Origin of the sequence: Actinopolyspora lacussalsi (assembly GCA_030803735.1) — a bacterium.
GTDB lineage: Bacteria > Actinomycetota > Actinomycetes > Mycobacteriales > Pseudonocardiaceae > Actinopolyspora > Actinopolyspora lacussalsi.
Genome location: JAURUC010000001.1, coordinates 3523358 through 3535641, shown reverse-complemented (window position 1 = coordinate 3535641; position 12284 = coordinate 3523358). Strand labels below are relative to the sequence as shown.

The window sequence follows — 12284 nt, the reverse complement described above, 5'->3', positions numbered from 1 at the left end:
CACGGGTCGGTGAGCCGGACGACTCCATCGGCGGGCCGATCGTTCGGGAGGGAACGTGTTCCCGGACAGCAGTCGAGATGTCAACCAGAGTAGGAGGTCGGGGCACGACGCCGGAGGACCGCCACGGTTCATCTCGATGTCGCCGAACCGTCGCGAAAACATCACCTCGGGTATCCGGGGTTCGACAGTGCTCACGTTGTGTTAGTGACTCAGCGAAAAAACACCATGACGTGTGGTGTCGGAACCCTTGAATTCGATCCCGCTACGAGGGGAGGCTCAAATTCACTGCTCCATCTGGTGGGGAGGGTAGCTCCGAATGAGTGTTGTCTATGCCACTGGCGTATCCCAGTTCACCGGGGTGTGGGATGAACTCATCATGAGTCTGACCGCCGGATTCATGCTCACCGACGAGCGGGGTCAGGTGTTGGCCACGAACGACGCCGCCGCGGATCTGCTGCGGCTGGATCGCACGGATCTGCTCACCGGTTCGCGCCCGGCGGACTGGGCGATGCGGGACAGTACCGGAGCGCGACTGCCCGACTGGACCGATCTGACCAGCCAGGTGCTGCGTACCGGCACCCGGATGTCCACGCCCGTCGTGATCACCCGGGAGGGCAAGCCGAGCGGACACCTCTGGATGGACTACCAGCCCACCCGCACCTGTTCGCAACAGCGGGTGTTGATGTTCCTCCAACCGGTGGATTCCGACGTGTCGCACTCCCGTGGAATGACGGATCCGTTGACGGGCCTGCCGGGGCGGGTGCTGCTGCTGGACAGGCTCGACCAGGCACTGGCGCGGGCCCGTTGTCGGACCACCCTGACCACGTTGGTGCTCGTGGATGTCCGCAGGCTCGAACAGTTCAACGTCGACCACGGCTTCGCCCAGGGGGACGAGCTGTTGACCATGATCGCGGGGAGGCTGCGGCAGAGCGTCGCCGACGAGCACACCGTGGCCCGCTTCGGTGGTGACGAGTTCGCGTTGGTCGTGGAGCATCCCAGCGGGACCGGTGACGAGATCGCGGAGGGGGCCCGCAGCGCGGTGGTCCGGCCCATGCGGCTGCAGCGCAGACAGGTCCGACCGAGCGTTCAGGTCTCCTGGGTCACGAGTGACGGCAACGCCTCGGTGCATTCGGTGATCAGCCGTGCGGAGCGGCAGTTGAAGGACTGACGCCTCCCGCTGGACCGACTTCGGTCCGCGGCCGTCGCGAGTCGGCACGGCGTATCCGCCGTGGCCGGCTCCCGGCCGCGACCACGTCCGGCCCCCACGGCAGGGTCGGCGACGTGGTCCGGGAGTTCGGTTCCGGGAGCTCATCCCGACAACGTCGGGGAAGCTCGATCGACACGGGGAAGCCGGCCGCACCGGTGGCGTCCTCGGGACGCTCCGGTGTCACTCGGACGCTCCGGTGTCACCGGTGCTGTTCGGCGGTCAGCAGTTCCCGTACCGCGTCCGGGGAACCCGGTTTCGCGAAGAGCCAGCCCTGCCCGGTTTCACAGCCGATCTCGTTCATCCGCTTGGCCTGGGCGCGGGTTTCGACGCCCTCGGCGGTCACGGTCAGCCCCAGGGTGTGTGCCAGGTCGACCAGGGTGCTCACGATTCGGGCGTCCACCGGATCGATGCACTCGCTGTCGGCCAGCCCCTCCATGAACGAACCGGCGATCTTGAGTTCGTGCACGGGCAGGTGCCGTAGATAGGCCAGGTTGGAGTAGCCGGTGCCGAAGTCGTCGATCGCGATGCGCACTCCCATCCGGGACAGTGTGCGCAGGGCCTCGAGCGGTTCGTCGGCGGTGCCCATGATCGCGCTCTCGGTCAGCTCCAGTTGCAGTTTGGCCGGGTCCAGACCGGTCCGGTCGAGGATCTCGGTGACGTCGGAGACGAGGTTGGGGTCCCGGGACTGTCGCACGGCCAGGTTCACGCTCATGAACGGCGCGTCCCGCCCGAACTCGTCCTGCCAGGCCCTTGCCTGCTCGCACGCCTTGCGGAGCACCCAGCGTCCCAGCGGGACGATCATGCCGGTCTCCTCGGCGAGGCCGATGAACCGGTCGGGGCCGAGCCTGCCCAGCTCCGGGTGCCACCACCGCACCAGCGCCTCCACGCCGGAGACGGTGTACTCGCCGAGCTCCACCAGCGGCTGGTAGTCGACGTAGAACTCCTCGCGTTCCAGCGCCGCGGGCATGGCGGCCGAGAGCCGGAACTGCGCGACCTCGCTCGCGTTGCGTTCGGTGTCGAACAGCGCCCACTGGTTCTTGCCCTCGGCCTTGGCCCAGTACAGCGTGACGTCCGCGTCGCGCATCAGTTCGGCGGGTGTCTGTCCCGCCGTGGAGCGCTCCAGAATCCCGATGCTGGCCGAGACCGCGAGCTCCTGGTTGCCGACCCGCATCGGGGAAACCAGGGTTTCCAGCACGTGGTTGGCCACTTCGATGGCCTGCTGCGTGCCCTGCGATCCCTGGATGAGGATCACGAACTCGTCCCCGCCCATCCGCGCGACGAGCCGGTCCTCCCCCCGCACGGCCTCGTCGAGGCGCTGTGCCACGGTCACCAGCAGGTCGTCACCCACGTGATGTCCGAGACTGTCGTTGATGACCTTGAAGCCGTCCAGGTCCATGTAGCACAGCGCCACCCGGTCGGTTCGCTTCGTGTTCTCGGAGTCCTCGCGCAGGGCCTCGGTGAGCCGGTCCAGGAACAGAGCACGGTTGGGCAGGCCGGTCAGCGGGTCGTGCAGGGCCTGGTGCCGCAGCCGGTCCTGCAGCATCTTGCGGTCGGTGACGTCCTCCATCATCGCGACCTGGTAGAGCGGCAGGCCGTCCTCACCGCGCACCAGCGACACGATCAGCTCGGTCCACGACTTGCTTCCGTCCGGGCGGGTGAAGTGCTTCTCGACCCGGTACTGCTCGCGTTCGCCGCGGACGAGCTCCTCGTAGACCCGCCAGACGGTGTCGTTGTCCTCGGGGTCGACCAGGTCGTAGACCATCAGACCGCGCAGTTCCTCGGAGGTGCGTCCCAGGATCCGCCGCAACGAGGCGTTGGCCTCCATGATCCGCCCCTCGGTGTCGGCGATCCCGATACCGATGGCGGCTTCGGCGAAGATCGCCCGGAACCTGGCCTCGCTGGTGCGCAGCGCCTGCTCGACGGAGTCACGTGCGTCCAGCACGGCCTGGCGGATGGCTTCCTGCTCGTCCAGGGTCCGCTTGCGGGCCGCCTGCATGAATCCCGCCGAGATCGCGGACTGTATCGCCGAAACGCGCGTTCGCATCTCGGGGCTCTCCGCGATGCCGAACGCGGGGAGCATGTGCTCCCCGACGTTCTCGATCGTCCTCGCGAGGGATTCGGCGCCGGTGAAGTGCACGGACACCAGCTCGGAACCGATCTCGCGAGCGGCGTCGGTGTTCTGCGGCTCGCTCAGCAACGCTTCGGCCAGCTGGTCGGTGTAGCCCTCCAGCAGCTCTTCCACTTCCGCGCCGGTCATCGGCACGTAACTGGTCCCCACGAGCGCCCGGCTCCAGGCAGCGGCGAAGTCCCGTTTGCGCTGTCCGTCCACACCCGTCACCTCGTGAGCGCTTGAAACAGGCGCTGTCCAGCCGGTCATGCCCGCGGCGCCCTCCGCTTCTCGTAGTCGCCCGCGCAAAGTACGTGGGGAGCATACGGCCGATGCCACCCGTCGGTCGAACGCGGAACCTGTTGCCGCCCAGGGTAGCTAGCCGCTGTGAATTGGCGGGAAGTGCTGACAAAGATCGAATCGGCTGATCATGTCACCCGAACGGGTCGAGTTTTGCGAAACGCGCGTTGTCCGATTTGCCTCGTTGTGGTGAAAAGGTAACACGATATCTAGTGGTGCGGTGGAACGATCGCAGTCTTTCACGCACGACCGGAATGCCACAACGGCGGTTACCCGTGGGGACCGACGCCACGCCCCCGGGCCGCGGGACGAGCACGAGGGGACAATCATGCACCGTTCGAGGGGATGTGGTCGCGCCCGAGCGCTGACCGTTGCCTTATCAGCGTTGTTCGGCGCGGTACTGCTGCTGGGCACCTCCGCGCAGGCCGTGAGCGACTCGTCGTCGGCACAGCAGCGGGCGGGCCACGAGATGGGCTCGCAGATCCGTGAAAACGAGGGCGGTGATCCGTCCGCCGATCCCGCCGCGGCACGCAATCCCTCGGTCAAGGGGATGGACGTGAGCGGCCACCAGAACTGGGTCAACTGGCGACACTGGTGGAACAAGGGAATGCGGTTCGCCTACGTCAAGGCCACCGAGGGGACCGGCTACACCAGTCCGGACTTCAATCACCAGTACACCGGCTCGTACAAGGTCGGAATGATCCGGGGCGCCTACCACTTCGCACTGCCCGACCGTTCCGGTGGAGCAGCCCAGGCGCGCTACTTCGTCGCCAACGGAGGTGGCTGGTCCGCCGACGGCAAAACCCTGCCCGGCGCGTTGGACATCGAGTACAACCCGTACGGCCCCACCTGCTACGGCAAGAGCAAGGCGGCCATGACCGACTGGATCCGGGACTTCAGCGACACCTATCGGAAACTGACCGGCAGGAATCCCGCCATCTACACCAGCACCAGCTGGTGGAACAAGTGCGTGGCCGCTGACTTCAGCGACACCAATCCACTGTGGGTCGCGCGCTACAACGACTACATCGGTCCGCTACCGCACGGCTGGGGGTTCCACACCTTCTGGCAGTACACCTCGTCCCCGTTGGACAAGAACCTGTTCAACGGTTCCTACGACCAGCTCAAGCGGATGGCTCGCGGGTGAGTCGGACGCGTCGCGGGGCGGGACCGCTCGTCGCTCGAGGGAAACCACGAGAACCGGGCGCGACACCGTGCGACGCCGACTCACGTACCGAAACCCGAGTACGCGAACAACCACCGCTGCGGATTCCGGCGCGAGTGCCGCCGACAGGCGTCGGTGTCGACGGCACTCACCCGGAGACGATCAGCCGAACAGTCGGGGAAGCGTGCCTTCCCACACCTCCCGCAGCTCCGACAGCGGGATGTCGCCGACGCCCTGGATCTCCAGCGCCCGCGACTCGTCGTCCACCACGCCGATCTTCGAGCAGGGCAGACCACGCGCCGAGCAGAGCTCGGTGAACTTCAGTTCCGCACCGCGCGGCACCGACACCGCGACCCGACCCGCCGACTCGGCGAACAGCCACACGAACGGGTCCGCCTCCTCCGGCAGCACGATCCGCGCCCCGGTCTCACCGATCAACGACATCTCCACCAGCGCCTGGGCCAGTCCGCCCTCGGAGAGATCGTGCGCGGCCGAGATCAGCCCGTCCCGCGATCCGATCCCCAGCACGTCGGCGAGCAGCCGTTCCCGTGCCAGATCCACTCGCGGCGGGGTACCGCCGAGGTGGCCGTGCACCACCCGGCTCCACTCCGAACCGCCGAACTCCTCGCGGGTGTCTCCCAACAGCAGCAGCGACTCACCCGGCGCCGCTCCGATACCGGTGGGGATCCGGGCGGTCACGTCGTCGATGACCCCGAGCACCCCGGCGACCGGTGTCGGCAGGATCGGGTCACCACCGGTCTGGTTGTAGAAGCTCACGTTGCCGCCGGTGACCGGGATGCCGAGTTCGGCGGCCGCATCGGCCAGCCCCCGCACCGACTGCTGGAACTGCCACATCACGCCGGGATCCTCGGCCGAGCCGAAGTTGAGGCAGTTGGTGACCGCCACCGGCTTGGAGCCCGTGACCGCGACGTTGCGGTAGGCCTCGGCCAGCGCCAGCCGCGCACCCTCGTAGGGATCGAGCCTGGTGTAGCGGGCGTTGCAGTCGGTGGCCACGGCGATGCCGCGGCCCGTCTCCTCGTCCACCCGCAGCACGCCCCCGTCGGAGGGCTGCGCCAGCACGGTGTTGCCTCGCACGTAGTGGTCGTACTGGCCGGTCACCCACTCCCGGGAGCACAGGTTGGGCGAGGCCGCCATCCGCAGCACGGTCTCGCGCAGCTCGGCAGCCGTGGCCGGGCGCGACAGGGTGTTCGCGTCGTCCGCGGCGATCAGGTCCTGTTCCGCGGGGCGCCGTACCGGGCGCTGATAGACCGGCCCCTCGTCGGCCACGGTCCGGGGCGGGACGTCGACCACGCACTCGCCCCGCCAGTCGATCCGCAGGTGTTCCTCGTCGGTCACCTCACCGATGACCGTCGCCGTCACGTCCCACTTGCGGCAGACCGCCATGAAGGAGTCCACGTCCTCGGGGCGGACGATCGCGCACATCCGCTCCTGCGACTCGCTGGACAGGATCTCGGCCGGGTTCATCCCCTCGGCCCGCAGCGGCACCGTGTCCAGATCGATCCGCATGCCGCCGTCACCGGCCGCCGCCAGCTCGGAGGTGGCGCAGGAGAGCCCGGCGCCACCGAGGTCCTGGACCCCCACGACCAGGTCCGAGCCGTAGAGCTCCAGACAGCACTCGATGAGCACCTTCTCGGTGAAGGGATCGCCCACCTGCACACTGGGCAGCTTCTTGCGACCACTGCCGGTCTCGTCGCCGCTGAAGGTCTCCGAGGCCAGCACCGAGACACCGCCGATACCGTCCAGACCGGTGCGGGCACCGAACAGGATCACCTTGTTGCCCGCCCCGGTGGCGTGTGCCAGCTGCAGCTCGTCGGACTTGAGCACGCCGACGCACATCGCGTTGACCAGCGGATTCCGTGCGTAGGACTCGTCGAAGACCACCTCGCCGCCGATGTTGGGCAGCCCGAGGCAGTTGCCGTAGCCACCGACTCCCTCCACTACGCCGGGCAGTACGCGGCGGGTGTCGTCGGCGTCGGCCGGACCGAACCGCAGCGGGTCGGCCACCGCCACGGGACGCGCGCCCATCGCCATGATGTCGCGCACGATGCCTCCGACACCGGTGGCCGCGCCCTGGTAGGGCTCCACGTACGAGGGGTGGTTGTGGCTCTCCACCTTGAAGGTGACCGCCCAGCCGTCGCCGATGTCGACGACTCCCGCGTTCTCACCGATGCCCGCCAGCATCTTGGCGCGCATCTCCTCGGTGGTGGTCTCACCGAAGTACTTCAGGTGCGTCTTGGAGGACTTGTAGGAGCAGTGCTCGCTCCACATCACCGAGTACATCGCCAGCTCGGCCTCGGTGGGGCGTCTCCCGAGGATCTCGCGGATGCGCTCGTACTCGTCGTCGGCGAGGCCGAGCTCGCGGTACGGCTGGTCGAGTTCGGGGGTCCGTGCGGCCTGCTCGACGCTGTCCACCGGTTCGGCGCCGTTCGGCGTGGCCGGGTCCTGCGTCGCGGCTTCGCGGGTGGGGTCGGTCATGCTGCCACCAGGGTGTCGAGGGCGGACAGGAACATGCCGAGGCCGTCGTCGGTGGGCCCCGTGAGTGGATCGACGGCGTGCTCGGGGTGGGGCATCAGCCCGGCGACCCTGCCGCGTTCGTCGGTGATTCCGGCGATGTCGCGTCGCGAGCCGTTCGGGTTGCCGTCCACGTAGCGGAACAGCACCCGGCCGTCGCCCTCCAGGCGGTCCAGCACCGGTTCCTCGGCCACGTAGCGGCCCTCGCCGTGCTTGATCGGGATCAGCAGCTCGGCGCCGGGTTCGTAGCGGGTGGTCCAGCTGCTGGTGTTGTTGTCCACGCGCAGCCACTGGTCGCGGCAGACGTAGTGCAGCCCCGAGTTGCGGGTCAGCACGCCGGGCAACAGCCCGGCCTCGCACAACACCTGGAACCCGTTGCACACCCCGAGCACCGGCATGCCCTGCCCGGCCGCGCGCACCACCTCGGTCATGACCGGCGCGAACTTGGCGATGGCGCCGCAACGCAGGTAGTCGCCGTAACTGAACCCGCCGGGGACGATCACGGCGTCCACTCCGTGCAGGTCGGCGTCACCGTGCCACAGCGCCACGTCCGAGGCACCCGCCCGGCGCACCGCGCGGCGGGCGTCGCCGTCGTCCAGCGAGCCCGGGAAGGTGATGACCCCGATCCTGGCCCCGGCGGCGCTCACGATTCCACCCGGCGCACGGCCCAGTCCTCGATCACGGGGTTGGCCAGGAAGTTCTCCGCGATTCGGGCGAGCGTGTCGTCGTCGACGCCGTCGTCGACCTCCAGCTCGAACCGCTTCCCCTGACGGACTTCCGAGATTCCCTCGAATCCTTGCCGGGGCAGCGCGTTGGCAACCGCCTGTCCCTGCGGATCGAGGATCTCCTGCTTCGGCATTACGTCGACAACGACTCGGGCCACGGGCGTCGCTCCGGAAACTGTGCGGATCCGTCCCGCTACCGCGGGCGCGGATGGTCGGCGTTACGAGCAAAGCGTAACTGACCTGCGAGTTCCCTCACGGGCGGCCGGGGACCACGTGGGAGCTGGGTCACTCGGACAGGCCGTGCAGGTGCCCCTTCAGGTGTGGTTTGCCCGAGGCGGAGCGCAGCGCGAAGAGCTTCGCCGCGTCCGACTCGCCGGGTCGTTCGGTGCGGGGTTGTTCGGTATCGGGTTGTTCGGTGAAGTCCACCTTGGAGGGAAGCAGCACCGGCTTGGCGAACTCCACCTCGACCGTGCAGGCGTCGGGCAGTCTGCCCTCGAAGGCGGCGAGGCAGCGGGCCTTGGACCACATGCCGTGCGCGATCGTCCGGGGGAAGCCGAACGTCTTGGCCGTGAGCGGGTGCAGGTGGATCGGATTGCGGTCACCGGATACGGCCGCATAGCGCCTGCCGAGGTTCGCGGGCAGCCGCCAGACCGCGGTGGGAGTCTCGGCGGTCACCTCCGGAACTCCCTCCGGCCTGGGGACGGAGTCGTCCGAGGCACCCCGTCGCAGGTACGTGCTCGTCTCGCTCCAGACGAGCCGATCGTCGACGCTGGTCTCGGTGATCACGTCGAACTGCTGCCCCTTCGGGTGGCGGCGCGGATTCGCCAGCCGCACCCGCTGGGTCATCGAGTCGGTCACAGACACCGGCTCGTACCGCGTGATGCGGTTCGCCACGTGCACCAGGCCGACCAGCGGGTACGGGAAGTCGCGATCGGTCATCAGCCGCACGGCCAGCGGGAACGAGATGATGTGCGGATAGGTGATCGGCAGCTCGTCGCGGGTGCCGAACCCGCACAGCCGGTTGTAGTCCGCCAGGTGCTCGCGGTCGATCGTGATCCCGGAGCGGACGTACTCGATGTCCGGGAGCTCGGCGTCCCGCCCGGCCCGCCGCAGCGGTGCGGTTCCCGCTGCCTTCAGGTAGAGCGCGCCCAGGTTCGGTGACTCGCTCAGTTCCTCGGTCGGCATCCTAGTCTCACCTTCCTGCGGTAATCCGCCGGGACTTGTCGTAATCGGGCTCGTCCGTCCTGCTACGGATGCTGCTGCTCGGGGCCCTTACACAGGACTTGCCCAGGTCCCGGATTCGTTTCCTTCAGTCATCCCGAGCCGAACTCCCACCACTCACGCGATCGGCACCGCCACCGAACCACCCACGCAGCCCGTTCCGCAGACGAACTAGGCCCCCAACAGGCTCTGTCCGCACACGCGGATCACGTTGCCGTTCACTCCGGCCGACCCCGGATCCGCGTAGTAGGCGATGGTCTCGGCGACGTCGACCGGCAGCCCGCCCTGCGAGAGGCTGTTCATCCTGCGGCCCGCCTCGCGCACGAACAGCGGTACGGCCGCCGTCATCGCGGTCTCGATGAATCCGGGGGCCACGGCGTTGATCGTCACGCCGCGTTCCGCGGCGCGCGGTGCGAGGCCCTGCACGTGGCCGATCACCCCAGCCTTGGAGGTCGCGTAGTTCGCCTGCCCCACGTTGCCCGCGATACCGCTGATGGAGGCGATCCCGACCAGCCTGCCGCCGTTGCGGAGCGGGGAGGAGTCGGCCAGCAGCGCGGTGTTGATCCGTTCCTGGGCGGCGAGGTTGACCCGCAGCACCGCTTCCCACTGGTCCCGGCTCATCCGGCCGATGGTCTTGTCCCGCGTGATGCCCGCGTTGTGCACCACGATGTCGAGCCCGTCGTGCCGTTGTTCGACGTGTTCGATCAGCTGCCGGGGTGCGTCCTCGGCGGTGATGTCGAGTTGGAGCGTCGAACCGCCGATCCGGTTGGCCACCTCGGCCAGGTCCTCACCCTGTGCGGGGACGTCCAGGCACACCACGTGGGCTCCGTCCCTGGCCAGGGTCTCGGCGATGGCGGCGCCGATGCCTCGTGACGCGCCGGTGACCAGCGCGACCTTGTCGCGCAGCGGTCGCGCTTCGTCGACGGTGGGTGCCTCGGCCGCTCCGACGCGGATCACCTGGCCGGACACGAACGCCGACTTCGACGAGAGCAGGAAGCGCAGCGTGGAGTCGATCGCCCGCTCGCCGCCCCGGGAGACGTGGACCAGCTGGGCGGTGGCCCCGCGTTTGAGTTCCTTGCCCGCGGTGCGCACGAATCCTTCCAGCGCGCGCTGCGCGGTTCGCTCCGCGGGGTCGTCGATCTCCTCCGGCGGGGTACCCAGCACGAGCAGCCTGCCGCACTTGCCCACTCGCCGGATCGTGTCGCCGAAGAACTCGTGCAGTTCCCCGAGTTCCGTGCTGCTCGTTATTCCGGTGGCGTCGAAGACCAGCGCCGCGTACTCGGCGTCGTCGTCCCGACTCCGGTGCGTCTCGGCGTTCGCCTTCCGCAGGGTTCCGGACACGGCTTCGCCGAGCCTGCCCCCTTCGGTCTCCCCGAGCAGTACGGGGCCGGAGACTAGCGTGTCACCCGGTCGGTACCTGTGCAGCGGGGTGGGGGTGGGCAGCCCGAGACGGTTGGCCAACCGCCGCCCGTACCGGGATGTGACCAGCTTGCTGTACGGATCCGCCATTACGAGCAACTCCTCCATGCGTGACCGGCACTCGACGCATAAGCTACCCGTCGGTAGGTTAAGTTTCCAGTCATGCCCGGCGCCGTTCCGGGTGTTCGTCGACCAGCTGTGCGGAGGAATCGGCCATGTCCACAACTCGCCGGGTCGCCATCGTCGGAGGCAACCGAATCCCGTTCGCACGTTCGGGTGGTCCCTACGCGCGTGCGTCCAATCAGGACATGCTCACCGCCGCCCTCGACGGTTTGGTGGCTCGTTACGGACTGTCCGGGCAGCGCGTCGGTGAGTTCGTCGCCGGTGCGGTACTCAAGCACAGCCGTGACTTCAACCTGGCGCGCGAGGTCGTGCTCGGCTCCGGTCTCGATTCGCGGACTCCCGCGCACGACGTGCAGATGGCCTGCGCCACCGGCCTGGAGTCGGTCGTGTCCGTGGCGAACAAGATCGCTCTGGGGCAACTCGAATCCGGCATAGCCGGCGGAGTGGACTCGGCCAGCGACGCACCGATCGAGCTCAACGACGAGCTGCGCAGGGTGCTGCTGCGCGCCAACCACGCCAAGGGCACCGCTGCCAAGCTGGGGGCGCTGACCGGCCTGCGGCCGAAGCACGTCGTACCCGGTATTCCCCGCAACGAGGAACCCCGCACCGGGCTCTCGATGGGTGAGCACGCCGCCAGGACGGCGGAGGCGTGGGGCATCGAGCGGGCGGAGCAGGACGAGCTGGCCGCCCGCAGTCACCAGCGGCTCGGGGCCGCCTACGAGCGGGGATTCTTCGACGATCTGGTCACCCCGTTCCAGGGACTCACGCGTGACCAGAACCTGCGGCCGGACTCCTCGACGGAGAAGCTCGCCAAGCTCAAGCCCGTGTTCGGCCGGGGCGAGGGGGCCACGATGACGGCGGGCAATTCCACCCCGCTCTCCGACGGCGCGGCCACGGTGCTGCTCGCCAGCGAGGAGTGGGCGCGGCGACACCAGCTGCCGGTGCTGGCCTACATCGGTGACTTCGTCTCCGAGGCGGTGGACTACGTCAGCGGTGACGAGGGGCTGTTGATGGCTCCCGCCTACGCCGTGCCGAGGCTGCTGGAGCAGGTGGGCGGCTCGCTCGGGGATTTCGACTTCTACGAGGTCCACGAGGCATTCGCCTCGCAGGTGCTGTGCACGCTCCGGGCCTGGCAGGATCCCGAGTTCTGCGCCGAGCGACTGGGCCGGGGCGAACCACTGGGCGAGATCGACACCGACCGACTGAACGTGAACGGTTCCTCGCTCGCCGCCGGGCACCCCTTCGCGGCGACCGGTGGGCGGATCGTGGCGACCCTGGCCAAGCTGCTGGCGGAGCGCGGTTCCGGCCGTGGACTCGTGTCCATCTGCGCGGCCGGTGGTCAGGGGCTCACCGCCGTCGTCGAACGGTGAGCGGGCCTCCGCTCGGGTTCCGGTGCTCGTCCGGTCGTACCGGACCCGGGCGGTTCCGCTCCCCGCGCGGCATTGGTCCGAAATGGACTATGATCGGCGTTTCGCGAGGTGAGCG

Annotated in this window: 9 protein-coding genes; 3 read left to right on the top strand and 6 right to left on the bottom strand. The window is 68.6% G+C overall.

Annotated elements, in window-relative coordinates; translation table 11 throughout:
* Positions 1 to 316: 316 nt before the first annotated feature.
* Positions 317 to 1168: a GGDEF domain-containing protein gene (locus J2S53_RS15870; RefSeq protein ID WP_456241636.1), complete on the top strand. Its 852-nt coding sequence runs from the start codon at positions 317 to 319 to the stop codon at positions 1166 to 1168.
* Positions 1169 to 1406: 238 nt separating this feature from the next.
* Here J2S53_RS15870 and J2S53_RS15865 read toward each other — a convergent pair whose 3' ends face one another.
* On the bottom strand, positions 1407 to 3584 hold the full coding sequence (locus J2S53_RS15865) for a putative bifunctional diguanylate cyclase/phosphodiesterase (RefSeq protein ID WP_456241635.1): 2178 nt from the start codon (positions 3582 to 3584) through the stop codon (positions 1407 to 1409).
* 358 nt (positions 3585 to 3942) lie between these two features.
* Here J2S53_RS15865 and J2S53_RS15860 point away from each other — a divergent pair, with 358 nt between their 5' ends.
* Positions 3943 to 4761 carry a lysozyme gene (locus J2S53_RS15860; protein ID WP_456241634.1) on the top strand — a complete coding sequence of 273 codons (819 nt, stop codon included), beginning with the start codon at positions 3943 to 3945 and terminating at the stop codon, positions 4759 to 4761.
* A 180-nt stretch (positions 4762 to 4941) separates the two neighbouring features.
* Here J2S53_RS15860 and purL read toward each other — a convergent pair whose 3' ends face one another.
* The 5 genes from purL to J2S53_RS15835 all read right to left on the bottom strand — a co-directional run bounded on the left by purL (position 4942) and on the right by J2S53_RS15835 (position 10766).
* Positions 4942 to 7275 carry a phosphoribosylformylglycinamidine synthase subunit PurL gene (gene purL / locus J2S53_RS15855; protein WP_456241633.1) on the bottom strand — a complete coding sequence of 778 codons (2334 nt, stop codon included), beginning with the start codon at positions 7273 to 7275 and terminating at the stop codon, positions 4942 to 4944.
* The gene (gene purQ / locus J2S53_RS15850) at positions 7272 to 7958 is read right to left on the bottom strand and encodes a phosphoribosylformylglycinamidine synthase subunit PurQ (RefSeq protein ID WP_456241632.1); all 687 of its coding nucleotides are present in this window, start codon (positions 7956 to 7958) and stop codon (positions 7272 to 7274) included. Before purQ ends, purL begins: the two co-directional genes overlap by 4 nt.
* Positions 7955 to 8194: a phosphoribosylformylglycinamidine synthase subunit PurS gene (gene purS, locus J2S53_RS15845; protein ID WP_092929888.1), complete on the bottom strand. Its 240-nt coding sequence runs from the start codon at positions 8192 to 8194 to the stop codon at positions 7955 to 7957. The genes purQ and purS overlap by 4 nt, the downstream gene beginning before the upstream one ends.
* A gap of 127 nt (positions 8195 to 8321) precedes the next feature.
* A complete protein-coding gene (locus J2S53_RS15840) occupies positions 8322 to 9221 on the bottom strand; it encodes a MaoC family dehydratase (protein ID WP_456241631.1) in 900 nt (299 codons plus the stop codon).
* A 207-nt stretch (positions 9222 to 9428) separates the two neighbouring features.
* Positions 9429 to 10766, bottom strand: coding sequence for a 3-oxoacyl-ACP reductase (locus tag J2S53_RS15835; RefSeq protein ID WP_456241630.1), 1338 nt, complete (start codon positions 10764 to 10766; stop codon positions 9429 to 9431).
* A 125-nt stretch (positions 10767 to 10891) separates the two neighbouring features.
* On the opposite strand from J2S53_RS15835, the gene J2S53_RS15830 reads away from it, so the two are divergent.
* The gene (locus tag J2S53_RS15830) at positions 10892 to 12169 is read left to right on the top strand and encodes an acetyl-CoA C-acetyltransferase (RefSeq protein WP_456241629.1); all 1278 of its coding nucleotides are present in this window, start codon (positions 10892 to 10894) and stop codon (positions 12167 to 12169) included.
* Positions 12170 to 12284: the final 115 nt, after the last annotated feature.